This is a genomic window from Salinarimonas chemoclinalis (genome assembly GCF_041514305.1).
GTDB classification, from domain to species: Bacteria; Pseudomonadota; Alphaproteobacteria; order Rhizobiales; family Beijerinckiaceae; genus Salinarimonas; species Salinarimonas chemoclinalis.
Genome location: NZ_JBGMWH010000028.1, coordinates 13,458 through 37,665 on the forward strand (window position 1 = coordinate 13,458; position 24,208 = coordinate 37,665).

Annotated in this window: 25 protein-coding genes; 23 read left to right on the plus strand and 2 right to left on the minus strand. The window is 69.9% G+C overall.

Annotated features, from left to right (window positions below):
- Position 1: 1 nt before the first annotated feature.
- From AB9M23_RS21830 to AB9M23_RS21935, 22 genes are all read left to right on the plus strand, one after another.
- Entirely contained in the window at positions 2–1,249 is a 1,248-nt protein-coding gene (locus AB9M23_RS21830) for a metal ABC transporter permease (RefSeq protein ID WP_372426785.1), read from the plus strand.
- On the plus strand, positions 1,246–2,169 hold the full coding sequence (locus tag AB9M23_RS21835) for a metal ABC transporter permease (RefSeq protein WP_372426786.1): 924 nt from the start codon (positions 1,246–1,248) through the stop codon (positions 2,167–2,169). Before AB9M23_RS21830 ends, AB9M23_RS21835 begins: the two co-directional genes overlap by 4 nt.
- Before the next feature lie 289 nt (positions 2,170–2,458).
- Positions 2,459–2,824, plus strand: a complete 366-nt coding sequence (locus tag AB9M23_RS21840) for an NADH-quinone oxidoreductase subunit A (protein ID WP_372426787.1) — start codon at positions 2,459–2,461, stop codon at positions 2,822–2,824.
- Positions 2,815–3,396, plus strand: coding sequence for a NuoB/complex I 20 kDa subunit family protein (locus AB9M23_RS21845; protein WP_372426788.1), 582 nt, complete (start codon positions 2,815–2,817; stop codon positions 3,394–3,396). Before AB9M23_RS21840 ends, AB9M23_RS21845 begins: the two co-directional genes overlap by 10 nt.
- A 19-nt stretch (positions 3,397–3,415) precedes the next feature.
- Complete coding sequence (locus tag AB9M23_RS21850; RefSeq protein ID WP_372426790.1) at positions 3,416–4,054, plus strand: NADH-quinone oxidoreductase subunit C; 639 nt, start codon at positions 3,416–3,418, stop codon at positions 4,052–4,054.
- A 14-nt stretch (positions 4,055–4,068) separates the two neighbouring features.
- Positions 4,069–5,259, plus strand: coding sequence for an NADH-quinone oxidoreductase subunit D (locus AB9M23_RS21855; RefSeq protein ID WP_372426791.1), 1,191 nt, complete (start codon positions 4,069–4,071; stop codon positions 5,257–5,259).
- 98 nt (positions 5,260–5,357) lie between these two features.
- A complete protein-coding gene (gene nuoE / locus AB9M23_RS21860; protein ID WP_372426792.1) occupies positions 5,358–6,587 on the plus strand; it encodes an NADH-quinone oxidoreductase subunit NuoE in 1,230 nt (409 codons plus the stop codon).
- Positions 6,588–6,601: 14 nt separating this feature from the next.
- The gene (gene nuoF, locus AB9M23_RS21865; RefSeq protein ID WP_372426794.1) at positions 6,602–7,903 is read left to right on the plus strand and encodes an NADH-quinone oxidoreductase subunit NuoF; all 1,302 of its coding nucleotides are present in this window, start codon (positions 6,602–6,604) and stop codon (positions 7,901–7,903) included.
- Positions 7,904–7,913: 10 nt separating this feature from the next.
- Positions 7,914–8,120 (plus strand): hypothetical protein, encoded by a 207-nt coding sequence (locus tag AB9M23_RS21870; protein ID WP_372426795.1) that lies wholly within the window; start codon positions 7,914–7,916, stop codon positions 8,118–8,120.
- 10 nt (positions 8,121–8,130) lie between these two features.
- Positions 8,131–10,236: an NADH-quinone oxidoreductase subunit NuoG gene (gene nuoG, locus AB9M23_RS21875; RefSeq protein ID WP_372426796.1), complete on the plus strand. Its 2,106-nt coding sequence runs from the start codon at positions 8,131–8,133 to the stop codon at positions 10,234–10,236.
- A 16-nt stretch (positions 10,237–10,252) separates the two neighbouring features.
- Positions 10,253–11,281, plus strand: a complete 1,029-nt coding sequence (gene nuoH, locus AB9M23_RS21880) for an NADH-quinone oxidoreductase subunit NuoH (RefSeq protein WP_372426797.1) — start codon at positions 10,253–10,255, stop codon at positions 11,279–11,281.
- Between the two features lie 5 nt (positions 11,282–11,286).
- Positions 11,287–11,532: a hypothetical protein gene (locus AB9M23_RS21885; RefSeq protein WP_372426798.1), complete on the plus strand. Its 246-nt coding sequence runs from the start codon at positions 11,287–11,289 to the stop codon at positions 11,530–11,532.
- Positions 11,533–11,571: 39 nt separating this feature from the next.
- Positions 11,572–12,060 (plus strand): NADH-quinone oxidoreductase subunit NuoI, encoded by a 489-nt coding sequence (gene nuoI, locus AB9M23_RS21890; RefSeq protein WP_029030207.1) that lies wholly within the window; start codon positions 11,572–11,574, stop codon positions 12,058–12,060.
- Positions 12,061–12,220: 160 nt separating this feature from the next.
- Positions 12,221–12,880, plus strand: a complete 660-nt coding sequence (locus AB9M23_RS21895) for an NADH-quinone oxidoreductase subunit J (protein ID WP_372426799.1) — start codon at positions 12,221–12,223, stop codon at positions 12,878–12,880.
- Positions 12,881–12,892: 12 nt separating this feature from the next.
- On the plus strand, positions 12,893–13,198 hold the full coding sequence (gene nuoK, locus AB9M23_RS21900; protein ID WP_372426801.1) for an NADH-quinone oxidoreductase subunit NuoK: 306 nt from the start codon (positions 12,893–12,895) through the stop codon (positions 13,196–13,198).
- Positions 13,199–13,208: 10 nt separating this feature from the next.
- Positions 13,209–15,284 carry an NADH-quinone oxidoreductase subunit L gene (gene nuoL, locus AB9M23_RS21905; protein ID WP_372426802.1) on the plus strand — a complete coding sequence of 692 codons (2,076 nt, stop codon included), beginning with the start codon at positions 13,209–13,211 and terminating at the stop codon, positions 15,282–15,284.
- Entirely contained in the window at positions 15,284–16,795 is a 1,512-nt protein-coding gene (locus tag AB9M23_RS21910) for an NADH-quinone oxidoreductase subunit M (protein WP_372426803.1), read from the plus strand. Before nuoL ends, AB9M23_RS21910 begins: the two co-directional genes overlap by 1 nt.
- Positions 16,796–16,804: 9 nt before the next feature.
- Positions 16,805–18,265, plus strand: coding sequence for an NADH-quinone oxidoreductase subunit NuoN (gene nuoN, locus AB9M23_RS21915; RefSeq protein WP_372426804.1), 1,461 nt, complete (start codon positions 16,805–16,807; stop codon positions 18,263–18,265).
- Positions 18,266–18,269: 4 nt separating this feature from the next.
- Complete coding sequence (locus tag AB9M23_RS21920) at positions 18,270–19,055, plus strand: biotin--[acetyl-CoA-carboxylase] ligase (RefSeq protein WP_372426805.1); 786 nt, start codon at positions 18,270–18,272, stop codon at positions 19,053–19,055.
- 42 nt (positions 19,056–19,097) lie between these two features.
- On the plus strand, positions 19,098–20,768 hold the full coding sequence (locus AB9M23_RS21925; RefSeq protein WP_372426806.1) for a ribonuclease J: 1,671 nt from the start codon (positions 19,098–19,100) through the stop codon (positions 20,766–20,768).
- Between the two features lie 34 nt (positions 20,769–20,802).
- On the plus strand, positions 20,803–21,207 hold the full coding sequence (mce, locus tag AB9M23_RS21930) for a methylmalonyl-CoA epimerase (RefSeq protein ID WP_372426812.1): 405 nt from the start codon (positions 20,803–20,805) through the stop codon (positions 21,205–21,207).
- A 4-nt stretch (positions 21,208–21,211) separates the two neighbouring features.
- Complete coding sequence (locus tag AB9M23_RS21935; RefSeq protein ID WP_372426807.1) at positions 21,212–21,559, plus strand: DUF1467 family protein; 348 nt, start codon at positions 21,212–21,214, stop codon at positions 21,557–21,559.
- 22 nt (positions 21,560–21,581) lie between these two features.
- On the opposite strand, the gene hslU is transcribed toward AB9M23_RS21935, so the two are convergent.
- The gene (hslU, locus tag AB9M23_RS21940) at positions 21,582–22,889 is read right to left on the minus strand and encodes an ATP-dependent protease ATPase subunit HslU (RefSeq protein WP_372426808.1); all 1,308 of its coding nucleotides are present in this window, start codon (positions 22,887–22,889) and stop codon (positions 21,582–21,584) included.
- A 44-nt stretch (positions 22,890–22,933) separates the two neighbouring features.
- Between hslU and AB9M23_RS21945 the strand changes: the two genes are divergently transcribed.
- Positions 22,934–23,530 carry an ATPase gene (locus tag AB9M23_RS21945; protein WP_372426809.1) on the plus strand — a complete coding sequence of 199 codons (597 nt, stop codon included), beginning with the start codon at positions 22,934–22,936 and terminating at the stop codon, positions 23,528–23,530.
- A 29-nt stretch (positions 23,531–23,559) separates the two neighbouring features.
- Here AB9M23_RS21945 and hslV read toward each other — a convergent pair whose 3' ends face one another.
- Positions 23,560–24,093, minus strand: a complete 534-nt coding sequence (hslV, locus tag AB9M23_RS21950; protein WP_372426813.1) for an ATP-dependent protease subunit HslV — start codon at positions 24,091–24,093, stop codon at positions 23,560–23,562.
- Between the last annotated feature and the right edge of the window lie 115 nt (positions 24,094–24,208).

A 24,208-nucleotide genomic window follows, 5' to 3' on the forward strand; every position in this document is an offset into this window, starting at 1 on the left:
GATGGACACGAGCTTCGCAGAGGCCCTGCTCGCGGCGCTGACGCTCCGGGCGGGCTACAACTCCGCCCTCGTCGCCGTGGGGGCCGGGCTGCTCGGCGCCGCCGCGGGCGCGAGCGGGACGTTCCTGTTCCTGCGCAAGCGCGCGCTGGTGTCCGATGCCGTCGCGCACGCGACGCTACCGGGAATCGGGGTCGCCTTCATCGTCCTGGTGATGCTGGGCGGCGACGGGCGCGACCTGCCCGGGCTCCTCGTCGGCTCGGCCGTGTCGGCGACGGTGGGCCTCCTCCTCGTCGAGTGGATCGCCCGGCGTACGCGGCTGCCCGAGGACGCAGCGATCGGCGCGGTGCTGTCCGTGTTCTTCGGCTTCGGCATCGTGCTGCTCACGGCGATCCAGGCCATGTCGAGCGGGCGTCAGGCGGGGCTCGAGAGCTTCCTGCTCGGCTCGACCGCCGGCATGCTGTATTCCGACGCGGTGACCATCGCGGTGGGCGGCGCGCTCAGCGTCGCGATCGTCTTCCTGCTGCGCCGGCCGATGACGATCGTGTCCTTCGATCCGGGCTGGGCGGCGGCGTCGGGCGTGAACGTGCGCGCCGTCGACCTCGCCATCATGGGGCTCGTGATGGCGGTGACGGTGATCGGGCTCAAGATCGTCGGGCTCGTCCTCGTCGTCGCGCTCCTCGTCATCCCGCCGGTGACGGCGCGGTTCTGGACGCAGCGCACCGAGCGGGTCGTGTGGATCGCCGGCGCGCTCGGCGGGGCGGCGGGCTACCTCGGCGCGGCGCTCTCCGCCTCGGCGCCGGACCTGCCGACGGGGCCGATCATCGTGCTCGTCTCCTTCGGGCTGTTCGTCGTCTCGCTCCTTCTCGCGCCGGTGCGCGGCGTCAACGCGGCTCTGTGGCGCCATCGCCGCTTCCAGCGCGACGTCCACCGCCGTCAGGGCCTGCTCGCGCTCGCGCGGCGCGAGCCCATCTTCGACCGGCTCACCCTTAAGGTCCTGCGCCGCGAGGGGCTGATCCGCCCCGACGGCGTCGGCACGCCGGCCGGTGCGGCGCAGGCGGCCAAGGTCCTGCGCGACGAGCGGCGCTGGGGCGTCGCCCGGGAGGTCTATCGCGACGAGACCATCTCCGGTCGCGACGACGGCCTCACCGCGATCGAGGCCGTGCTGACCCGCGACGAGATCGCCGACATCGACCGCCGGCTCGGGCCGCCGGTCCCCGTCGGGCCGGGTACCGCGGGAGCGGCGCCGTGAACGCCTTCGTCCAGCTCGACCTGACACCGATCCTCATCGGCGTCCTGGCCGCCATCGCCTGTGCACTGCCGGGCAACTTCCTCCTGCTGCGCCGCCAGGCGCTCATCGGCGACGCGATCTCCCACGTCGTGCTGCCGGGCATCGTCGTCGCCTTCCTGGTGACGGGGACGATCGCGACCTGGCCGATGATGCTCGGCGCCGGGGCGGCCGCCATCGTCGCCGTCGTGCTGATCGAGGCGGTGAAGCGTCTCGGGCGCATCGAGCCGGGCGCGGCGATGGGCGTCGTCTTCACCGCGATGTTCGCGGCGGGCGTGCTGATCCTGGAGCAGACCGACACGTCGGGCGTCCACATCGACGTCGAGCACGCGCTCTACGGCAACCTCGAGAGCCTGATCTGGCTCGCCGCCGACGGCTGGGGCTCGCTCGTCGATCCCGCGGCGCTCGCGCGCCTGCCACCGGAGCTGCCGCGCATGGCGGCGGCGGCGGCGCTGATCGCGCTCCTCACGGCCCTGTTCTGGCGCCCGCTGAAGCTGTCGACCTTCGACGAGGGCTTCGCGGCGACGCTGGGGCTGCCCGTCGGCGCGATCTCGCTCGGCCTCGTCGTCGCCGCGGCGGTGGCGGCGGTGGCTGCCTTCGACGCGGTGGGATCGATCATCGTCATCGCCATGTTCATCTGCCCGCCGGCGGCGGCGCGGCTGATGACGAACAGGCTCGAGGCCCAGGTCGCCTGGAGCGTCGCCTTCGCGACGCTGTCGGCGGTGCTCGGCTACGTGCTGGCCGGCTGGGGCCCGCTCTGGCTCGGCGGCGCGCACGCCGTGAGCGCGGCGGGGATGATCGCCACGGTGTCGGGCGCGATCCTCGGGCTCGCCTGCCTCTTCGGCCCGCACCGCGCGCGGGTGGGGGCGGCGCGGGAGGGGTGAAGGCCTCCCGCCCGCGTCGCACCGTAGCACTCCCCTCGCCGCCGCCGCGCGCGATGGCCATGTAGTGGACGTCGACGGGCCGCGAATGCCCGCCCCGCGCGCCGTGACCCGCGCGAAAGCCGTCGTTTCGGAGCGGTTCGCGGCATCCGTGCGACCCCGCGGGGCCTTGCCACCCGCCGGGGCGTGGGCTAAGCGTCGCCCGGCGCAACGCCATCCAGATTCCGCCTCTTCCAAGGCGGAGCCGTCGGCGTTGGCGGCCGCCGTCGAGGCCGTTCGAGAAGGGAGCGTCATGACCGCGCTTTTGGCCGACTACCTGCCGCTCGTCATCTTCATGGGCGTGGCGCTGTTCATCGGCGTGATCCTGCTCGCCGCGCCCTTCGTCGTGGCCTACAAGAGCCCCGACTCGGAGAAGCTCTCGGCCTACGAGTGCGGCTTCAACGCCTTCGACGACGCGCGCATGAAGTTCGACGTGCGGTTCTACCTGGTGGCAATCCTGTTCATCATCTTCGACCTGGAGGTCGCCTTCCTGTTCCCCTGGGCGGTCGTCTTCGGCGGGATCGGCTGGTTCGGCTTCTGGTCGATGATGATCTTCCTCGGCGTGCTCACCGTCGGCTTCGTCTACGAGTGGAAGAAGGGAGCCCTGGAATGGGACTGATCGACCCCGGCAAGACGCGCCCCGACGCGCCGCGGACGGAGGATACGCTCGGCCTGAAGCACGGCGCGCCGCAGGGCGAGGATCCGTTCTTCGCGAACGTCTCGGCCGAGCTCGCCGACAAGGGCTTCCTCGTCACCTCGGTCGACGACCTGATCACCTGGGCGCGCACCGGTTCGCTGATGTGGATGACGTTCGGGCTCGCCTGCTGCGCCGTCGAGATGATGCAGATGTCGATGCCGCGCTACGACGCGGAGCGCTTCGGCTTCGCCCCGCGCGCCTCGCCGCGCCAGTCGGACGTGATCATCGTCGCCGGCACGCTCACCAACAAGATGGCGCCCGCCTTCCGCAAGGTCTACGACCAGATGCCGGAGCCGCGCTACGTCATCTCGATGGGCTCCTGCGCCAACGGCGGCGGCTACTATCACTACTCCTACTCGGTGGTGCGCGGCTGCGATCGCATCGTGCCGGTGGACGTCTACGTGCCGGGCTGCCCGCCCACCGCGGAGGCGCTGCTCTACGGCGTGCTGCTCCTGCAGAAGAAGATCCGCCGCACCGGCACGATCGAGCGCTGACGGGGGCGCGCGAGGAATCATGGCCATCCAGCCCCACATCGACGCCGAGGCGCTGCTCGCGCTCGGCAACCACGTCCGGGACGCATTGCCGACGGCGGTCACCGGCGTCGCGGTGGCCGCCCACGGCGACCTCGCGCTCGAGGTCGAGGCGGCCGCGATCCGCGACGTCGTCGCCTTCCTGCGGGACGATCCGCGCTGCCGCTTCGTCTCCTTCGTCGACATCTGCGGTGTGGACTACCCCGAGCGCGCCCAGCGCTTCGACGTCGTCTACCACTTCCTGTCGCCGGAGCACAACACGCGCGTGCGCGTGAAGGTGCGCACCGACGAGCGCACGCCGGTGCCCTCGATCATCGACGACTTCCCGGCCGCGAACTGGTTCGAGCGCGAGGCCTACGACCTCTACGGCATCCTGTTCTCGGGCCATCCGGACCTGCGCCGGCTGCTGACCGACTACGGCTTCGAGGGGCACCCGCTGCGCAAGGACTTCCCGCTCACCGGCTTCGTCGAGGTGCGCTACGACGAATCGCAGGGCCGCGTGATCTACGAGCCGGTGAAGCTCACCCAGGAGTTCCGCAACTTCGACTTCCTCTCGCCCTGGGAGGGGACGGACTACGTCCTGCCCGGCGACGAGAAGGCGCAGGGTGCGGGCAAAGGCTGATCGAGGAGAGCGCCATGGGCGAGCACGACATCCGCAACTTCTCGATCAACTTCGGCCCGCAGCATCCGGCCGCGCACGGCGTGCTGCGCCTCGTGCTCGAGCTCGACGGCGAGGTGGTGGAGCGCGTGGACCCGCACATCGGGCTCCTGCACCGGGGCACCGAGAAGCTGCTCGAGCACAAGACCTATCTCCAGGGCACGCCCTATTTCGACCGGCTCGACTACGTCGCGCCGATGAACCAGGAGCACGCCTTCTGCCTCGCCGCCGAGCGGCTGCTCGGCATCGAGGTGCCGCGCCGGGCGCAGCTGATCCGCGTGCTCTACTGCGAGATCGGCCGCATCCTCTCGCATCTGCTCAACATCACCACGCAGGCGATGGACGTCGGCGCGCTCACGCCTCCGCTCTGGGGCTTCGAGGAGCGCGAGCGGCTGATGGTGTTCTACGAGCGCGCGTCGGGCGCGCGGCTGCACGCCAACTACTTCCGATTCGGCGGCGTCCACCAGGACCTGCCGGAGGACCTGATCGACGACATCGAGGCCTGGTGCGATCCGTTCCTGAGGACGGTCGACGACCTCGACGCGCTGGTGATGGGCAACCGCATCTTCAAGCAGCGCAACGTCGACATCGCCGTCGTGTCGCTGGAGGACTGCTGGAAGTGGGGCTTCTCCGGCGTGATGGTGCGCGGCTCGGGCGCGCCGTGGGACCTGCGCAAGTCGCAGCCCTACGAGTGCTACGACGAGATGGAGTTCGACGTCCCCGTGGGGAAGAACGGCGACAACTACGATCGCCAGCTCATCCGCATGGAGGAGATGCGCCAGTCCGTCCGCATCATGCGCCAGTGCATCAAGAAGCTCCGCGAGCCCGACGGCAAGGGACCCATCGCGACGAAGGACGGCAAGGTCGCGCCGCCCAAGCGCGCCGAGATGAAGCGCTCGATGGAAGCGCTCATCCACCACTTCAAGCTCTACACGGAGGGCTTCCACGTCCCGGAGGGCGAGATCTACGCGGCCGTCGAGGCGCCCAAGGGCGAGTTCGGCGTGTATCTGGTCTCGGACGGCGGCAACAGGCCCTACCGGGTGAAGATCCGCGCGCCGGGCTTCGCCCATCTCCAGGCGATGGATTTCCTGTGCCGCGGGCACATGCTGGCCGACGTCTCGGCCATCCTGGGGTCGATCGACATCGTCTTCGGCGAGGTCGATCGCTGATCATGCGAGGTCGGCGCGGGGGAGGAGCTCCTCCGCGCGGGCACCGAGGAACGCGCGCGGCGCGCGATTGCCGGCCGCGCCAGAGCGAGTAGAGGCAGATGGCCGTTCGCAGGCTCGCACCCGACGCGGTGCAACCGACATCCTTCGCGTTCACGCCCCAGACCGAGGCGTGGCTCGTCGAGCAGGTGCGCAAGTTCCCGGAGGGGCGCCAGGCCTCCGCCGTGATCCCGCTCCTCTGGCGAGTCCAGAAGGATTGCGGCAACTGGCTGCCGCAGAAGGCCATCGAGGCCGTCGCGGAGCGGCTGGCCATGCCCTACATCCGCGTGTTCGAGGTCGCGACCTTCTACACGATGTTCAACCTCGAGCCGGTCGGCAGGTTCTACATCCAGATGTGCGGGACCACCCCCTGCCAGCTGCGCGGCTCGGACGCGATCAAGAAGATCCTCCAGGATCGCATCGGCCCGCAGAGCACGCCCACCGCCGACGGGACGTTCTCGTGGCTCGAAGTCGAGTGCCTGGGGGCCTGCTGCAATGCACCGATGGTGCAGATCAACGACGACTATTTCGAGGATCTGACCGCGGAGAGCTTCGAGACGCTCCTCGACGATCTCGCCGCCGGCCGCCCGGTGCGAATCGGATCGCAGGAGGGCCGCGTCTCCTCCGAGCCGAAGGACGACGTCCGCACGCTCCAGGACCCGGCGCTCTACGACGGCTCGCGCGTCGGCGCCTGGAAGAAGCGCTTCGAGGAGGAGGCCATCCGCAAGGCCGCCGAGGCGCAGGGGACCGACGAGGCGGCGAAGGCCGAGGCCGCCTCCGCCGCGAAGCAGGCGGCCGTCGAGCCCAAGCCGGGCAGGCCGGATTCCGGCCGCGCCACGGAGAGCCCCGCCGCCGACGCCCCCGCCCAGCGCGTCGCCGCCGGCGAGACGCCCGTCGATCCGGGCGCGCGGGTGACGGCGTCGGAGGAGGGCACCCGCGGGACGGTGGACGCGGACGCGGTCGCCGAGGAGGAGGAGGTCTCCGCGCGCCTCGCGGCGCTGCCGAAGGACGCCTCCGCCGAGGACAAGGCGAACGCGGTCGGCGCGCGCCCCGCCGGCCTCGACGCGCCGCGCGGCGGGACGGCGGACGACCTCAAGCGCATCCTCGGCATCGGCCCCGCCAACGAGAAGAAGCTCAACGGGCTCGGCATCTTCCACTTCGACCAGATCGCCGCCTGGGAGCGTCCGCAGGTTCGCTGGGTCGGCACCTATCTCGCCTTCCCCGGTCGCATCGATCGGGAAAACTGGGTCGAGCAGGCGCGCGCGCTGGCCGACGCCGACACCAAGTCCTGAGAGGAGACCGGCTCGTGCTTCAGGACCAGGACCGCATCTTCACCAACCTCTACGGCTTCCATTCGCCGGGGCTCGCGGCGGCGCGCGCGCGCGGCGCCTGGGACGAGACCAAGTTCCTGATCGACCAGGGCCGCGACTGGATCATCGACGAGATGAAGAAGTCGAACCTGCGCGGCCGCGGCGGCGCGGGCTTCCCGACGGGGCTCAAGTGGTCGTTCATGCCCAAGCAGAACGACGGCCGGCCGCACTACCTCGTGGTCAACGCCGACGAGTCCGAGCCCGGCACCTGCAAGGACCGCGAGATCATGCGGCACGATCCGCATCTCCTGGTCGAGGGCTGCCTCCTCGCCTGCGTCGCCATGGGCGCGCACGCGGCCTACATCTACATCCGCGGCGAATACATCGCGGAGCGCGTCGCGCTCCAGCGCGCGATCGACGAAGCCTACGAGGCCGGGCTGATCGGCAAGGACAATGTCCACGGGTTCCCGTTCGACTGCTACGTCGCCCACGGCGCCGGCGCCTACATCTGCGGCGAGGAGACGGCGCTGCTCGAGAGCCTCGAGGGCAAGAAGGGCATGCCGCGCCTGAAGCCGCCCTTCCCGGCCAACATGGGCCTCTACGGCTGCCCGACGACGGTGAACAACGTCGAGTCCATCGCGGTGGCGGGGACGATCCTGCGCCGCGGCGGCGCCTGGTTCGCCGGGCTCGGCCGGCCGAACAACCACGGCACCAAGCTGTTCTGCGTCTCGGGCCACGTGAACAAGCCCTGCAACGTCGAGGAGGAGATGGGGATCCCCTTCCGGGAGCTCATCGACCGGCATTGCGGCGGCATCCGCGGCGGCTGGGACAACCTGAAGTGCGTCATCCCCGGCGGCTCCTCGGTGCCGCTGGTGCCGGGCGCCGAGATCGCCGACGCGCCGATGGACTTCGACACCCTGCGCGGGCTCGGCTCCGGCCTCGGCACCGCGGCGGTGATCGTGATGGACAAGTCCACCGACATCATCCGGGCGATCGCGCGGATCTCCTACTTCTACAAGCACGAGTCCTGCGGCCAGTGCACGCCCTGTCGCGAGGGCACCGGCTGGATGTGGCGCGTCGTCTCGCGCATGGCGGAAGGCCGCGCCCAGAAGCGCGAGATCGACATGCTGCTCGAGGTGACGAAGCAGGTGGAAGGCCACACGATCTGCGCTCTCGGCGACGCGGCGGCCTGGCCGATCCAGGGGCTTATCAGGCATTATCGCCACGAAATCGAGCAGCGCATCGACGACTACGCGGCCAACCCGCACACGGATCCCGTGCGGGTGGCGGCCGAATGAGGAGGCGGTCATGAGCGAGCCGGAGAACCTCGTCCTGGTCTATCTGCGGCGGATCGACGAGAAGGTCGACCGGATCGCGGAGGACGTCCGCGACCTTAAGGTGCGCGTCACGAACCTGGAGGAGGCGGTGGTCGGCGTAAATCGCCGCCTCGACCGCGTCGAGGCGCGCCTCGACCGGATCGAGCGCCGGCTCGATCTCGTCGAACAGCCGCATTGAAGGCATCGTCATGACCAAGATCATCGTCGACGACATCGAGGTCGACGTCCCCGCCGAGTACACGCTGCTCCAGGCCTGCGAGGCCGCGGGGGCCGAGATCCCGCGTTTCTGCTTCCACGAGCGGCTGTCCATCGCCGGCAATTGCCGCATGTGCCTCGTCGAGCTGAAGGGCGCGCCCAAGCCCGTGGCGTCCTGCGCCTGGGGCGTGAAGGATTGCCGGCCGGGCCCCAACGGCGAGCCGCCGACGGTCTACACGAAGTCGGCGAGCACCAAGAAGGCGCGCGAGGGGGTGATGGAGTTCCTCCTCATCAACCACCCGCTCGACTGCCCGATCTGCGACCAGGGCGGCGAGTGCGACCTCCAGGACCAGGCGATGGCGTACGGAGTCGACTCGACGCGCTTCCACGAGAACAAGCGCGCGGTCGAGGACAAGTACATCGGCCCGCTCGTCAAGACGTGGATGAACCGCTGCATCCATTGCACGCGCTGCGTGCGCTTCGCCACCGAGGTGGCCGGCGTGCCGGATCTCGGCGCCATCGGCCGCGGCGAGGACATGGAGATCACGACCTATCTCGAGAAGGCGATGGGCTCGGAACTCCAGTCCTGCGTGGCGGATCTCTGCCCCGTCGGCGCGCTGACCTCGAAGCCCTACGCCTACAACGCCCGCCCCTGGGAGCTGACCAAGACCGAATCGGTCGACGTCATGGACGCGGTGGGGTCCGCGATCCGCGTGGACACCCGCGGCCGCGAGGTGATGCGCATCCTGCCGCGCGTCAACGAGGCGATCAACGAGGAGTGGATCACCGACAAGACGCGCCACATCGTCGACGGCCTGCGCCGCCAGCGGCTCGACCGCCCCTACGTGCGCGGCGCCGACGGGCGTCTCGCGCCCGCCTCCTGGAGCGAGGCCTTCGCGGCCATCGCCGGGGCGATGAAGGGCAAGGACCCGGGGCGCATCGGCGCGATCGCCGGCGATCTCTGCGCGGTCGAGGACATGTGGGCGCTGAAGGGGCTGATGCAGGGCCTCGGCTCGCCGAATCTCGACTGCCGCCAGGACGGCGCGGCCCTCGATCCGGCGCTCGGGCGCGCGAGCTACGTCTTCAACCCGACGATCCAGGGCATCGAGGAGGCGGACGCGATCCTCATCGTGGGCGCCAACCCGCGCATCGAGGCTTCGCTCGTGAACGTGCGCATCCGCAAGCGCTGGCGGCAGGGTCCCGTCGCCATCGGCCTCGTCGGCGAGGCCGCGAACCTCACCTACGACCACGACTACCTCGGCGCCGGCCCGCAGACGCTCCAGGACATCGTCGACGGCCGGCATTCCTTCGCCGAAAAGCTGAAGGCGGCGAAGCGCCCGATCGTGATCGTCGGCCAGGGCGCGCTGGCGCGGCCGGACGGCGCGGCGATGCTCGCGCTCGCGGCGAAGGCGGCGCAGACCTTCGGGGCGATCGCCGAGGGCTGGAACGGCTTCGCCGTGCTGCACACGGCGGCGGCGCGCGTCGGCGGCCTCGACATCGGCTTCGTGCCCGGCCGAAGCGGCGACATCGCCGGCAAGACGGCGGCCGAGATGGCCGCCCCCGGCGCCATGGACGTCGTCTGGCTGCTCGGCGCCGACGAGATCGAGGTCGCCGCAGAAGGACCGACTCGTGCGTTCGTGATCTACCAGGGCACGCACGGCGACCGCGGCGCGCATCGCGCCGACGTGATCCTGCCGGGCGCGGCCTACACCGAGAAGAACGGCCTCTACGTCAACACCGAGGGGCGCCCGCAATTCGGCTGGCGCGCAGCCTTCCCGCCGGGCGACGCCCGGGAGGATTGGGCGATCCTGCGCGCGGTCTCGGACGTGCTCGGCGCGCGTCTGCCCTTCGACACGCTGGCGCAGCTGCGCCAGGGGCTGTTCGCGGCCCACCCGCACCTCGCCGACGACGAGCGGATCACGCCCGCCGACCCGGCGGCGATCGGCGCGCTCGCGGCGCGCGGCGGGGAGATCGGGAACGCGCCCTTCGCGAGCCCGGTGACGGACTTCTACCTGACGAACCCGATCGCCCGCGCCTCGGCGATCATGGCGGAATGCTCGGCGCTCGCCCAAGGCGCGCGGCAGGAAGCGGCCGAGTGAGGACGGATACCACACCATGACCTTCTGGGAAGCCGCCCTCGACGTCGCGCTCATCGCGCTCGCCAGCTTCGCGCTGATGTCGATCCTGATGATCTACATCGCCTACGTCCTCTACGCCGACCGCAAGATCTGGGCGGCGGTGCAGCTGCGCCGGGGACCCAACGTGGTCGGGCCGTGGGGGCTGCTGCAGAGCTTCGCCGATCTGCTCAAGTTCGTGCTCAAGGAGCCGGTGATCCCGGCCTCGGCGAACAAGGGGCTGTTCCTGCTGGCGCCCCTGGTGCTCGTCTTCCTGGCGCTCACCGCCTGGGCGGTGATCCCGGTCGACGCGGGCTGGGTGATCGCGGACATCAACGTCGGCATCCTGTTCATCTTCGCCGTGTCCTCGCTGCAGGTCTACGGCGTGATCATGGCCGGCTGGGCCTCGAACTCGAAGTACGCCTTCCTCGGCGCCCTGCGCTCGGCGGCGCAGATGATCTCCTACGAGGTCTCGATCGGCTTCGTGATCATCACGGTGCTGCTGTGCGTCGGCTCTCTGAACCTCACCGCGATCGTCGAATCGCAGAATTCCGAATGGGGCATCTTCGGCTGGTACTGGCTGTGGCTGTTCCCGATGTTCGTGATCTTCCTGATCTCGGCGCTCGCGGAAACGAACCGCCCGCCCTTCGACCTGCCGGAGGCGGAATCCGAGCTCGTGGCGGGGTTCATGGTGGAGTACTCCTCCACCCCCTACCTGCTGTTCATGCTGGGCGAGTACGTGGCCATCATGACCATGTGCGCCTTGATGACGATCATGTTCCTCGGCGGCTGGCTGCCGCCGTTCCCGATCGCGCCCTTCACCTGGGTGCCGGGGATCGTCTGGTTCGTCCTCAAGATGTCGCTCGTCTTCTTCATGTTCGCCATGGTGAAGGCGTTCGTGCCGCGCTACCGCTACGACCAGCTGATGCGGCTGGGCTGGAAGGTGTTCCTGCCCCTGTCGCTGGCGGCCGTGGTGATCGTGGCCTTCGTGCTCAAGCTCACGGGGCTCGCCCCGGGCATGGGAGCCTGAGACGGATGGACTGGATCTCGCCCGCCGGCCTGATCGGGGCCTTCATCGGCCTCGTGGTCGGCTGGGTGGACTACAGGATCGTCGCCGGCGTGGTGGAAGGCCGGCTGCGCCGTCTCGACGACAGCGAGACGGCGGCGGACAAGGCGGATTTCGAGCGGCGCATCAAGCTGTTGCGCGTGCTGCTCCTCGCCGCGACCGTGGTGGCCTTCCCAATCGTCGGCTATTTCGCCGGGCGCGCGCTCGGCGGCTGAGCGGACACGTACGAGAGGACCTCGAGAGGAGGTTTCGCCATGAAGCTCGACCAGAGCGCCAAGTCGCTGTTCCTGAAGGAGTTCGCGGCCGCCTTCGTGCTGTCGCTGCGCTACTTCTTCAAGCCCAAGGCGACCCTGAACTACCCGTTCGAGATGAACCCGCGCTCGCCGCGCTTCCGGGGCGAGCACGCGCTGCGCCGCTACCCCAACGGGGAGGAGCGCTGCATCGCCTGCAAGCTCTGCGAGGCGGTGTGCCCGGCGCAGGCGATCACCATCGAGGCGGGGCCGCGGCGCAACGACGGCACGCGTCGCACGACCCGCTACGACATCGACATGGTCAAGTGCATCTACTGCGGCTTCTGCGCCGAGGCCTGCCCCGTCGACGCGATCGTCGAGGGTCCCGGCATGGAGTTCTCGGTCGAGACCCGCGAGGAGCTGCTCTACGACAAGCAGAAGCTGCTCGAGAACGGCGAGCGTTACGAGAGAGCGATCGCGAAGAACATCGCGCTCGACGCGCCGTACCGCTGAGAACGATGCGGGACGGGCGCGCATCGGGTTGTGCGCCTGCGAACGCGGGTCTATAGACGAGCCGCCCGGAGCCTCCGGGCGGCTTCCTCCAGAGCCCACCGCGACGCGGGGCGCCAAACGCCGCCCGCGGGCCGGCTCCACGGGCTTCGAGCGAGCGAGCATGAGCGTCACGGCAGCCTTCTTCTACCTCTTCGCCGGCATCACGGTGGCCTCGGCCTTCCTGGTGATCGCCTCCCGCAATCCCGTCCACGCCGTGCTCTTCCTCATCCTCGCCTTCGTGAACGCGGCGGGGCTGTTCGTGCTGCTCGGGGCCGAGTTCCTGGCGATGATCCTGATCGTCGTCTACGTCGGCGCCGTGGCGGTGCTGTTCCTGTTCGTCATCATGCTGCTCGACATCGACTTCGCCAGCCTGCGCCAGGGGGTGCTGCAATACCTGCCGATCGGCGCCACGGTGGGGGTGATCTTCCTCGTCGAGCTGATCCTGGTGGTCACGACCTACGCCGTCGACCCGGCGCTGCTCGCCGCCCAGCCGGTCGCCGGCGAGGTGCCGGTGATGACGAACACCGCCGCGCTCGGCTCGGTGCTCTACACCCGCTACGTCTACTTCTTCCAGCTCTCGGGCCTGATCCTGCTCGTCGCCATGATCGGCGCCATCGTCCTCACCCTGCGCGATCGCGTCGGTGTGAAGCGCCAGGACGCGGCGCGTCAGGCCGCGCGCACGAAGGAGGAGGCGATCGGCATGACGTCGCCGCCGATCGGCGAGGGGCTCGGATCCGGATCCGGCGTGCCCGCCCCCGTCCGCCCCCGCGAAGACGCCTGAGGAGGACGCGCGATGATCGGCCTGACCCACTTCCTCACCGTCGCCGCGATCCTGTTCACGCTCGGCGTGGTGGGCATCTTCCTCAACCGGCGCAACGTGATCGTCATCCTGATGTCGGTCGAGCTCATCCTGCTCGCCGTGAACATCAACCTCGTCGCCTTCTCCGCCTTCCTGAACGACATCGTCGGCCAGGTCTTCGCGCTGTTCGTGCTGACGGTCGCGGCGGCGGAGGCGGCGATCGGCCTCGCGATCCTGGTCATCTTCTTCCGCAACCGCGGCACGATCGCGGTGGAAGACATCAACACGATGAAGGGCTGAAGGCCGCGCCATGTACCAAGCGATCGTCTTCCTGCCGCTGCTCGGCTTCCTCGTCGCCGGCATCTTCGGCCGCTTCATCGGCGCGCGCCCGAGCGAGATCGTCACGACGGCGCTCCTCGTCGTCTCGGCGGCCCTGTCCTGGGTCGCCTTCTTCGACGTGGCGATGGGCGAGGGGCCGAACGTCTTCCGCGTCCAGGTGGCGACCTGGATGGTCTCGGGCGGGCTCTCGGTCGACTGGGCGTTCCGGATCGACACGCTCACCGTGGTGATGCTCGTCGTCGTCAACACCGTCTCGGCGCTCGTGCACCTCTACTCGATCGGCTACATGCACGAGGACCCGTCGCGGCCGCGGTTCTTCGCTTACCTGTCGCTGTTCACCTTCGCCATGCTCATGCTGGTGACGTCGGACAACCTCGTCCAGATGTTCTTCGGCTGGGAGGGCGTGGGTCTCGCCTCCTACCTGCTGATCGGCTTCTGGTACCAGAAGCCCTCGGCCAACGCCGCCGCGCTCAAGGCCTTCGTCGTCAACCGCGTGGGCGATTTCGGCTTCGCGCTGGGCATCTTCGCGGTGTTCTTCCTGTTCGGCTCGGTGCAGTTCGAGGAGATCTTCGCGCAGATCGCCGCCTACGCCGAGGGCGGCGAGGGGCCGGTGCTGCTCGGGCTGTCCAACGTCGGCGCGCTCGAGCTCGCGGCGCTGCTCCTGTTCATGGGCGCGATGGGCAAGTCGGCGCAGTTCCTGCTGCACACCTGGCTGCCGGACGCGATGGAGGGCCCGACCCCGGTCTCCGCGCTGATCCACGCCGCGACCATGGTGACGGCGGGCGTGTTCCTGGTGGCGCGCATGTCGCCGCTCTACGAGTACACGCCCCTCGCGCTCACGGTCGTCACCTACATCGGCGCACTCACCGCCTTCTTCGCGGCCACCGTCGGGCTCGTGCAGAACGACATCAAGCGCGTGATCGCCTATTCGACCTGCTCGCAGCTCGGCTACATGTTCGTGGCGCTGGGCGTCGGCGCCTACGGCGTGGGCGTGTTCCACCTGTTCACGCACGCCTTCTTCAAGGCGCTGCTCTTCCTCGGCGCGGGCTCGGTCATCCACGCGCTGCACCACGAGCAGGACCTGCGCAACATGGGGGGCCTGCGCCGCCACATCCCCTTCACCGCCGCGATGATGGCGATCGGGACGCTGGCGCTCACGGGCTTCCCCTTCACCGCGGGCTACTACTCGAAGGACGCGGTGATCGAGGCCGCCTACGCGTCGCCGACGACGGCGGGCGACGTCGCCTTCGTGGCCACCGTGATCGCGGCGCTGTTCACCTCGTTCTACTCCTGGCGCCTGTTCTTCCTCGCCTTCGAGGGCGCGCCGCGCTGGGCCGGCCATGGGGACTCCGCACACGCCTCCGGAGGGCACCACGATCACGAGGGCGTCGACCACGGCGCCCACGACCGGGACCTCGAGCCGGCGAGCGCGGCCGCGCACGAGCACGGCGGCCACGGCCACGGGCACGGTCACGGGCACGCGCCGCACGAGAGCCCGCTCGTGATGACGATCCCGCTCGGCATCCTGGCGGTCGGCGCGCTCGCGGCGGGCTTCCTGTTCAAGGAGAGCTTCGTCGGCGACGACTGGCGGCAGTTCTGGGAAGGCGCGATCTACACCCGCGAGGGCAACACGATCATGGAGGACTTCCACTACGTCCCGGCCTGGGTCGTGTGGTCGCCCTTCGTCGCCATGGTGATCGGCTTCGCCCTGGCGTTCTGGATGTACATCCGCGACAAGTCCGTGCCGGTGCGCCTCGCGGCCCGGCACCCGGTGCTCTACCGCTTCCTGCTGAACAAGTGGTACGTGGACGAGCTCTACGACATGCTGTTCGTGCGCCCGGCCAAGAGGCTCGGCCGCTTCCTGTGGCGCACCGGCGACGGCAAGGTGATCGACGGGCTCGGTCCCGACGGCGTCTCCGCCCGCGTGCTCGATGCGACCTCCTGGGTCGTGCGGCTGCAGACCGGGTACATCTACCACTACGCCTTCGTCATGATGATCGGCGTCGCGGCGCTGGTCACCTGGTATCTCGTCACGGGAGCCCGCTGATGTTCGGCTTCGGCATACTCTTCGGGCTCCTCGTCCTCCCGCTCGTCGGCGCGGCCTTCATCCTCGTCCAGCGCGGCGAGGACGAGGCGACGCTCTCCAACGTGCGCTGGGCCGCCTTGGCGACCACGGTCGTCACCTTCCTGCTGGCGCTCGTCGCCTGGGCGCGCTTCGACACCGCCCTGCCGGGCTTCCAGCTCGTCGAGAGCCACGCCTGGATCTCGCCGGAGATCGCCTTCAAGCTCGGCGTCGACGGCTTCTCGATGCCGTTCGTGCTGCTCACCGCCTTCCTGATGCCGTTCTGCATCCTCGCCTCGTTCGAGACGATCACGAAGCGGGTGAAGGAGTACATGGTCGCCTTCCTGGTGCTCGAGACGCTGATGATCGGCGTCTTCGTGGCGCTCGATCTGTTCCTGTTCTACATCTTCTTCGAGGCGGTTCTGATCCCGATGTTCCTCATCATCGGCATCTGGGGCGGCAAGCGGCGCATCTACGCCTCGTTCAAGTTCTTCCTCTACACACTGCTCGGCTCCGTGCTGATGCTCATCGCGATGATCGCGATGTACTGGACGGCGGGCACGTCCGACATCGAGCGCCTGCTCGCCTTCGGCTTCGATCCCTCCCTGCAATGGTGGCTGTGGCTCGCCTTCTTCGCCTCGTTCGCGGTGAAGATGCCGATGTGGCCGGTCCACACCTGGCTGCCGGACGCCCACGTCGAGGCGCCGACCGCGGGCTCCGTGATCCTGGCCGGCATCCTCTTGAAGATGGGCGGCTACGGCTTCGTGCGCTTCTCGCTGCCGATGTTCCCGGACGCGTCGGTGGAGTTCGCGCCGCTCGTGTTCACGCTCTCGGTGATCGCGATCATCTACACCTCCCTCGTCGCGCTGATGCAGGAGGACATGAAGAAGCTCATCGCCTACTCGTCGGTGGCGCACATGGGCTTCGTCACCATGGGCCTGTTCACGATGACCCCGCAGGGCATCGAGGGCGCCATGTTCCAGATGGTCTCGCACGGGCTGATATCGGGGGCGCTGTTCCTGTGCGTCGGCGTGATCTACGACCGCATGCACACCCGCGAGATCGCCGCCTTCGGCGGCCTCACGAGCAGGATGCCGCTCTACGCCATCGTCTTCCTGACGCTGACCATGGCGAACGTGGGCCTGCCCGGCACGTCGGGCTTCGTCGGCGAGTTCCTGACCATGATGGGCGCCTTCCAGGCGAATTTCTGGGTGGCGTTCTTCGCCGCCTTCGGCGTCATCCTCTCGGCCGCCTACGCACTGTGGCTCTACTGGCGGGTGATGAACGGCCCGCTGGAGAAGCCCGCGCTCGCCGCCCTGCCGGACCTGACGCGTCGCGAGATCGTGCTGCTCGCCCCGCTCGTCCTGCTCGTCATCTATTACGGCGTCCAGCCGCAGCCGATCCTCGACGCCTTCGCGGCGCCGACGGAAGCCGTGCTGCGGGCTGCCGCGCCCGCGCTCGAGGGGGCGGCCACCGCCCTCGCCGGCGCGCAGTGAGGACCTGACATGCTGCCCGAATCGGCCGTCCCGCTCCCCGTCTTCCCCGTCCCCGCGCTCGGCCCGGCCCTGCCGGAGATCGTGCTGGCGGCGGGCGCGCTCGTTCTCGTGCTGATCGGCGCCTTCCGCGGCGAGCGCTCGACGGCGCTCGTCTCGGCCGGCGCGATCGGGCTCATGCTGGTGTCGCTGGCGCTCGTCTTCCTCGCGCCGGCCGAGACGCAGGTGACCTTCTTCGGCGCCTTCGTGAACGACGCCTTCGCGCGCTTCTTCAAGGTGCTCGTGCTGATCGGCTCGATCACGGCGCTGATGATGTCCCACGACCACTTCCGGCGGCTGGGCATCGACCGGTTCGAGTACCCGATCCTGATCGTGCTCGCCACGATCGGCATGATGGTGATGGTCTCCGCGGGCGACCTGATCGCGCTCTACATGGGCCTCGAGCTGCAGTCGCTGGCCGCCTACGTCATCGCCTCGCTCCACCGCGACGACGGGCGCTCCACCGAGGCCGGCCTCAAGTACTTCGTGCTCGGCGCGCTGTCCTCGGGCCTGCTGCTCTACGGCGCCTCGCTGGTCTACGGCTTCACGGGCACCGTCTCCTTCGAGGGCATCCAACTCGCGCTCGCCGGAGGCGCCTCGACGGGCGCGATTTTCGGCCTCGTCTTCGTCGCCGCCGGCGTCGCCTTCAAGATCTCGGCCGTGCCGTTCCACATGTGGACGCCGGACGTCTACGAGGGCGCGCCGACGCCGGTCACCGCCTTCTTCGCCTCCGCGCCGAAGATGGCGGCGATGGCGCTGGCCGTGCGCCTGTTCATGGACGCCTTCCCGACGATCGTCGACGAGTGGCGGCAGATCGTGATCTTCATCTCGCTCGCCTCGGTGATCCTCGGCTCCTTCGCCGCGATCGGGCAGACGAACCTCAAGCGCCTGATGGCGTACTCCTCCATCGGCAACGTCGGCTTCGCGCTCGTCGGCCTCGCCGCCGGCACGGAGGCCGGCGTGCAGGGCGTGCTCATCTACATGGCGATCTACCTCGTGCTGACGCTCGGCGGCTTCGCCTGCATCCTGGGCATGCGCCGTGGCGGCGTCGTGCTCGAGGACATCTCCGACCTCGCCGGTGTCCACAAGCACCACCCCGGCCTCGCCTTCTGCCTCGCGGCCGTGGTGCTCTCGCTCGCGGGCATCCCCCCGCTCGCCGGCTTCTTCGCCAAGCTCTACGTCTTCCTCGCGGCGGTGGAGGCGGGCCTCGCAATCCTCGCCGTGATCGCGGTGGTGGCGAGCGTGCCGGGCGCGTACTACTATCTGCGCATCGTCAAGGTCATGTATTTCGACGAGCCGGTGGCGCCCTTCGACCCGATGCCGGCACCGCTCGGCGGGGTCATGGTCGTGTCGAGCGTGTTCAACCTGATCTTCTGGCTGGTGCCGGCGCCGCTCTTCGCGGCGGCGCTGATCGCCGCGCAATCGTTGTCCTGAGCGGGTGGAGCTCTCGCCGCACGCCCGCGCGCTCGGATACGCCCTCGAGGCGCGCGCACTCACGGGGTCGACCAACGACGATGCCGCCGCCGCGCTGCGCGCCGGCGCATCCGGGCCGCTGTGGATCGTCGCCGCGCGCCAGGAGGCGGGACGCGGGCGCCTCGGGCGGGCCTGGGCGTCGCCGGAGGGGAACCTCCACGCGTCCCTGGCGCTGGTGGCGCCCTGCCCGATGCGCGAGGCGCCGCAGCTCGGCTACCTCGCCGGGCTCGCGCTCCTGGACGCCGTGCGCGCCGTCGCGCCGCAGCGGGCCGCCGGCCGCTTCGCCCTGAAGTGGCCCAACGACCTTCTGCTCGACGGTGGGAAGCTGGCTGGTATCCTGCTCGACGGGGTGGCGCGCCCCGACGGGCGGGCGGGGCTGGTGATGGGCTTCGGCGTCAACGTCGCCGGTGCGCCGACGCACGCGCCCTATCCGGTGGCGCGCCTCGCCGACGTCGCGCCGGGGGTCGGGCGCGAGCGCCTGTTCCTCGCGCTGTCGGACGCGCTGGCCGAGCGCCTCGCCGCCTTCGCGGCCGCGGACCCCGGAGCGCGGCTCGCGCGTATACGGGAGGCGTGGCTGGCGCAGGCCGCGGGGCGAGAGGGCGGCGCCCGCGTGCGCGTCGCCGATGGATTTCTGCGGGGGAGGGTGGCCGGGCTCGACGGCCAGGGCCGCCTCCTCCTCGAGACGGAGGCCGGCATCGAGACGATCGAGGCCGGCGACATGACGATCATCTCCCGTGACGATGGCGAATGACGGGGTTCGCACCCACACGAAGGACGAAGGTGACACGGACACATGGCTGACCAGAACAACGAGCTCGTCTTCCTGCCGCTGGGCGGGCTGGGCGAGATCGGCATGAATGCGGCGCTCTACGGCTTCGGGCCGCGGGGCGACCAGCGATTCGTCATGGTGGATTGCGGGCTGAGCTTCGCGGGCGAGGAGGCGCCGGGCGTCGATCTCGTCCTGCCGGACATCGGCTGGATCGAGCAGCGCAGGAAGCAGCTCGCCGCGATCTTCATCACCCACGCGCACGAGGATCACATCGGTGCGCTGATCGACCTGTGGCCGCGCCTGAAGGTGCCGGTCTACATGACGCGCTTCGCCGCGAACCTGCTCGAGGCGCGCCGCCTGGGCGAGCCGGGCGCGCCGAAGATCGACATCCGGGTGGTCGAGCCGCGCCGGCGCACCGAGGCCGGGCCGTTCTCGATCGAGTACATCCCCGTCGCGCACTCCATCCCGGAATCGCACGCGCTGGCCATCCGCTCGCCGGCGGGACTCGTCGTGCATACCGGCGACTGGAAGATCGACATGACGCCGACCGCCGGCGACATCACCGACGAGGCGGACTTCCGCAAGCTTGGGGACGAGGGCGTCATCGCCGCGATCTCGGATTCCACCAACGTCATGCGCGAGGGCGTGAGCCCCAGCGAGCAGGCGGTTGCCGAGGGGCTCGCCGAGGTGATCAAGGCCTCGCCCTACCGCGTGGCGGTGACCACCTTCGCCTCGAACGTGGCGCGCCTGCGCGCGGTGGCGATCGCGGCGGAGGAGTGCGGCCGCGAGGTCGTGCTGGTCGGCCGGGCGATGGAGCGCGTCGCCATCGTGGCACGCGAGCTCGGCTATCTCGACGGCATCAAGCCCTTCCGTTCGGCGGACGCCTACGACCGGCTCCAGCGCGACAAGGTGGTCGTGCTGCTCACCGGCTCGCAGGGCGAGCCGCGCGCGGCGCTCGCGCGTATCGCCCGGGACGACCACCCGGCGATCGCGCTCGCCCCCGGCGACCGGGTCGTGTTCTCCTCGCGCCAGATCCCCGGCAACGAGAAGGCCATCGGCGCGATCATGAACCAGCTCGCCACGGCGGGCATCGGCATCGTCACGGACGCGGACGGCCTCGTCCACGTCTCCGGACACCCGCGCCGGGGCGAGATGCGCATGATGTACGATTGGCTGCGCCCCGCCTGCGTCATCCCCGCCCACGGCGAGGCGGTGCACATCGCCGAGCACGCCCGCTTCGCCCGCTCCTGCGGCGTGCCCCACGTCGTCGTGGCCAAGGACGGTGCGATGGTGCGCCTCGCCCCGGGCACGCCGGAGGTGGTCGACCACGTCAAGGTCGGGCGGCTCTACAAGGACGGCGACATCGTCGTCGCCGAGGACGACCGCGCGCTCCCCGAGCGGCGCAAGCTCGCGGCGTCGGGCATCGTCACGGTGGCGATCGCCATCGACGCCCGCGGCGAGATCCAGGGCGACCCGGCGGTCGACGTGATGGGCCTGCCGCTGCTCACCAAGGCCGGCGAGGAGATCATCGACATCGTCGCCGACGCCATCGGGCGCACGCTGGACGGGCTGCCGCGGGGCAAGCGCCGCGACAGCGACTTCGTCGAGACGGCGGTCGCCCGCGCGGTGCGCTCGGCGGTCAATGGGCAATGGGGCAAAAAGCCCGCGTGCCACGTCCTCGTCGTCGAGGTATGACGAGGTCAACACCAGCATGGGAGGGACGGGCGCGATGATCGGCCGGCTGAACCACGTGGCGATCGCGGTCGCCGACATCGCCAAGGCGAGCGCCGTCTACCGCGACACGCTCGGCGCGGAGGTCTCCGCGCCGGTCGAGCAGCGGGAGCACGGGGTGACGACCGTGTTCATCACGCTGCCCAACACCAAGATCGAGCTGCTCGAGCCGCTGGGCGCGGACAGCCCGATCGCGAAGTTCCTGGAGCGCAACGCCGACGGCGGCATCCACCACGTCTGCTACGAGGTGGAGGACATCATCGCCGCCCGCGACAAGCTGATCGCGGACGGCGCGCGGGTCCTGGGCGGCGGCGAGCCGAAGATCGGCGCCCACGGCAAGCCGGTGCTGTTCCTGCACCCGAAGGACTTCTGCGGTACCCTCGTCGAGCTGGAACAGGCCTGAGACGATGCGCTCGCCCGTCGACACCGTGAAGCTGTTGGCCACGTCGCTCCCCGCCGCCGTGACCGTGATCGTGGCGCTGATCGCGCTCTCGGTCGCGCTCGGCATGGTCCTGTTCGGGACCGGCATCACCGGCGCGCTGGCGTTCTACTTCGTCGTGTGGTGGATCATGCTCTTCGCCGTGCTGCCCTTCGGCGTGCGCAGCCAGCACGAGACGACCGAGATGATCCCCGGCACCGAGCCGGGCGCGCCGGTGGCGCCGGCGCTCGTCGAGAAGGCGATCTGGACGACGATCGTCGCGGGCGTCGTGTTCCTGATCGCGCTCTCGCTCCTGCCCTTCGCGGGGCTCGCCTGACGCGGCGGCGCGCCGCCTCGCCTCACAGGATGAACCGGCTCAGGTCCGCGTTCTTCGCCAGGTCCGCCACCCGGGTGCGGACGTAGTCCCCGTCGATCGTCACCGTCTCACCGCCCTTCTCGGAGGCGGAGAAGGAAATCTCGTCCAGCGTGCGCTCGATCACCGTCTGGAGGCGGCGGGCGCCGATGTTCTCGACGTTGGAGTTCACCTCCACCGCGATGCGGGCGAGCGCGTCGATGCCGTCGTCGGTGAAGGCCAGCGTGACGCCCTCCGTCGCCAGCAGTGCCACCGACTGCTTGATCAGGCTCGCCTCGGTCTCGGTGAGGATGCGGCGGAAGTCGTCGACGTCGAGCGGGGAGAGCTCGACGCGGATCGGCAGGCGCCCCTGCAACTCCGGCAGGAGGTCGGAGGGCTTGGAGACGTGGAAGGCGCCCGACGCGATGAACAGGATGTGGTCGGTCTTCACCGGCCCGTGCTTGGTCGCGACGGTGGTACCCTCGATCAAGGGCAGCAGGTCGCGCTGCACGCCCTCGCGCGAGACGTCGGCGCCCGAGCGACCCTCGCGGGCGCAGACCTTGTCGATCTCGTCGAGGAAGACGATGCCGGCGTTCTCCACCTCGCGGATGGCGTCGGCGACGAGCGCCTCCTGGTCGAGCAGCTTGTCGCTCTCCTCGGCGATCAACGGCTCGTAGGCGTCCTTCACGGTGAGCCGCCGCGGCTTGGTGCGCCCGCCGAAGGCCTTCCCGAACATGTCGCCCAGCGAGATCGCGCCCACCGAGGCGCCGGGCATGCCCGGCAGCTCCAGCATCGGCACGCCGCCCCCGCCCGCCTGCATCTCGAGCTCGATCTCCTTGTCGTCGAGCAGGCCCGCGCGCAGCTTCTTGCGGAAGGAATCCCGCGTCGCCTGGCCCGAGCCGGGGCCGACGAGGGCGTCGAGCACCCGGTCCTCGGCCGCCATCTCCGCCTTGGCCTTCACCGCGCGCCGGCGCTCCTCCTTGACGAGGCCGATGCCGATCTCGACGAGGTCGCGCACGATCTGCTCGACGTCGCGCCCGACATAGCCCACCTCGGTGAACTTGGTCGCCTCGACCTTGAGGAAGGGCGCCTTGGCGAGCTTGGCGAGGCGGCGCGCGATCTCGGTCTTGCCGCAGCCGGTGGGGCCGATCATGAGGATGTTCTTGGGCATCACCTCGTCCCGGATCGGGCCGGTGAGCTGCTGGCGGCGCCAGCGGTTGCGCAGCGCGATGGCGACCGCGCGCTTGGCGTCCGTCTGCCCGACGATGTAACGATCGAGTTCGGAGACGATCTCGCGGGGGGAGAAGGTGGTCATGCCGGATCCTGTGATGATCGGTGCGCGGTGAGGAGGGGAACGCGATGGCTGCGAGACTGTGGCTGATCGCCGGGGCGAACGGGGTGGGGAAGACGACCTACGCCTTCCGGCACATCCGGGCGGTGTCGGGCTCGGACGAGTTCGTCAACCTCGACGAGCTGGCGCGCGGCATCTCTCCCCTCAATGTGGAGAAGGGCCGCATCCGGGCGTCGCGCATGGCGGTGGGGCTGATCGACGACCTGATCGCCGCGCGACGTTCGTTCTCGCTCGAGACGACGCTGGCGGGACGGACGCATCTGCGCACGGTCGACACCGCGCGTGCGGCCGGCATGGAGGTCGTCATCCTCTACTTCGGCGTCGCGATGGTGGAGACGTGCCTGCAGCGCATCGCCCGCCGGGTCGCCGAGGGCGGCCACGACGTGCCGGAGGTCGAGGCCCGCCGGCGCTGGACGCGCTCCCTCGCCAATCTTCCCGCCTACGCGGAGAAGGCCGATCTCTGGCGGGTGTTCGACGCCAACGGCAAGCCCGCGATCGTCGCCGAGGGGAGGGCCGGCTGCATCGCCATGCGCGCCGACACGTCCGGCCTCCCGCCCGCGCTCGCGGCGACGCTCGACGCCATGCCCTCCTGCGCCGAGGCGTAGGGGCACGGCCATTGCCGGCGCGCGCGCCATCAGACGGCGCTCTCCAGGCTCTCGATGACGAGGTTGCCGTTGGTGTAGACGCAGATGTCCGCCGCGATCCGCAGCGAGCGGCGCACGACGGTCTCCGCGTCGAGATCGGTGTCCATCAGCGCGCGGGCGGCGGCGAGCGCGTAGTTGCCGCCCGACCCGATCGCCATCACGCCCGCCTCCGGCTCGAGCACGTCGCCGGCGCCGGAGAGCAGCAGGCCGACGTCCTTGTCGGCGACGAGCATCATGGCTTCCAGCCGGCGCAGGTAGCGGTCCGTGCGCCAATCCTTGGTGAGCTCGACGCAGGCGCGCACGAGCTGCCCGGGATATTGCTCGAGCTTGGCCTCCAGCCGCTCGAACAGCGTGAAGGCGTCGGCGGTGGCGCCGGCGAAGCCGCCGATCACCGCGCCCTTGGCGAGCGTGCGCACCTTGCGGGCGTTGCCCTTCACGATCGTCTGCCCGAGGCTCACCTGCCCGTCCCCGCCGACGACGAGCTTGCCGTCCTTGCGGACCATGAGGATCGTCGTGGCGTGCATGCGCGGGGCGGCGGGATCGTCGTGGGACACTTCGGTGCGCTCCGGTTCGGGCGATCGGCGTTGGATGGTGACTTAAGCAGCGGGAGGGGGTTTTCCAACCGGGGGCGAAACGCGC

What these genes read in the sequence shown, in the direction of transcription:
- AB9M23_RS21830 (WP_372426785.1), top strand. Translation starts at nt 2, where the DNA reads ATGGACACGAGCTTCGCAGAGGCCCTGCTCGCGGCGCTGACGCTCCGG.
- AB9M23_RS21840 (WP_372426787.1), top strand. Translation starts at nt 2,459, where the DNA reads ATGACCGCGCTTTTGGCCGACTACCTGCCGCTCGTCATCTTCATGGGC.
- AB9M23_RS21845 (WP_372426788.1), top strand. Translation starts at nt 2,815, where the DNA reads ATGGGACTGATCGACCCCGGCAAGACGCGCCCCGACGCGCCGCGGACG.
- AB9M23_RS21850 (WP_372426790.1), top strand. Translation starts at nt 3,416, where the DNA reads ATGGCCATCCAGCCCCACATCGACGCCGAGGCGCTGCTCGCGCTCGGC.
- AB9M23_RS21855 (WP_372426791.1), top strand. Translation starts at nt 4,069, where the DNA reads ATGGGCGAGCACGACATCCGCAACTTCTCGATCAACTTCGGCCCGCAG.
- nuoE (WP_372426792.1), top strand. Translation starts at nt 5,358, where the DNA reads ATGGCCGTTCGCAGGCTCGCACCCGACGCGGTGCAACCGACATCCTTC.
- AB9M23_RS21870 (WP_372426795.1), top strand. Translation starts at nt 7,914, where the DNA reads ATGAGCGAGCCGGAGAACCTCGTCCTGGTCTATCTGCGGCGGATCGAC.
- nuoG (WP_372426796.1), top strand. Translation starts at nt 8,131, where the DNA reads ATGACCAAGATCATCGTCGACGACATCGAGGTCGACGTCCCCGCCGAG.
- nuoH (WP_372426797.1), top strand. Translation starts at nt 10,253, where the DNA reads ATGACCTTCTGGGAAGCCGCCCTCGACGTCGCGCTCATCGCGCTCGCC.
- AB9M23_RS21885 (WP_372426798.1), top strand. Translation starts at nt 11,287, where the DNA reads ATGGACTGGATCTCGCCCGCCGGCCTGATCGGGGCCTTCATCGGCCTC.
- nuoI (WP_029030207.1), top strand. Translation starts at nt 11,572, where the DNA reads ATGAAGCTCGACCAGAGCGCCAAGTCGCTGTTCCTGAAGGAGTTCGCG.
- AB9M23_RS21895 (WP_372426799.1), top strand. Translation starts at nt 12,221, where the DNA reads ATGAGCGTCACGGCAGCCTTCTTCTACCTCTTCGCCGGCATCACGGTG.
- nuoK (WP_372426801.1), top strand. Translation starts at nt 12,893, where the DNA reads ATGATCGGCCTGACCCACTTCCTCACCGTCGCCGCGATCCTGTTCACG.
- nuoL (WP_372426802.1), top strand. Translation starts at nt 13,209, where the DNA reads ATGTACCAAGCGATCGTCTTCCTGCCGCTGCTCGGCTTCCTCGTCGCC.
- AB9M23_RS21910 (WP_372426803.1), top strand. Translation starts at nt 15,284, where the DNA reads ATGTTCGGCTTCGGCATACTCTTCGGGCTCCTCGTCCTCCCGCTCGTC.
- nuoN (WP_372426804.1), top strand. Translation starts at nt 16,805, where the DNA reads ATGCTGCCCGAATCGGCCGTCCCGCTCCCCGTCTTCCCCGTCCCCGCG.
- AB9M23_RS21925 (WP_372426806.1), top strand. Translation starts at nt 19,098, where the DNA reads ATGGCTGACCAGAACAACGAGCTCGTCTTCCTGCCGCTGGGCGGGCTG.
- mce (WP_372426812.1), top strand. Translation starts at nt 20,803, where the DNA reads ATGATCGGCCGGCTGAACCACGTGGCGATCGCGGTCGCCGACATCGCC.
- AB9M23_RS21935 (WP_372426807.1), top strand. Translation starts at nt 21,212, where the DNA reads ATGCGCTCGCCCGTCGACACCGTGAAGCTGTTGGCCACGTCGCTCCCC.
- hslU (WP_372426808.1), bottom strand. Translation starts at nt 22,889, where the DNA reads ATGACCACCTTCTCCCCCCGCGAGATCGTCTCCGAACTCGATCGTTAC.
- AB9M23_RS21945 (WP_372426809.1), top strand. Translation starts at nt 22,934, where the DNA reads ATGGCTGCGAGACTGTGGCTGATCGCCGGGGCGAACGGGGTGGGGAAG.
- hslV (WP_372426813.1), bottom strand. Translation starts at nt 24,093, where the DNA reads ATGCACGCCACGACGATCCTCATGGTCCGCAAGGACGGCAAGCTCGTC.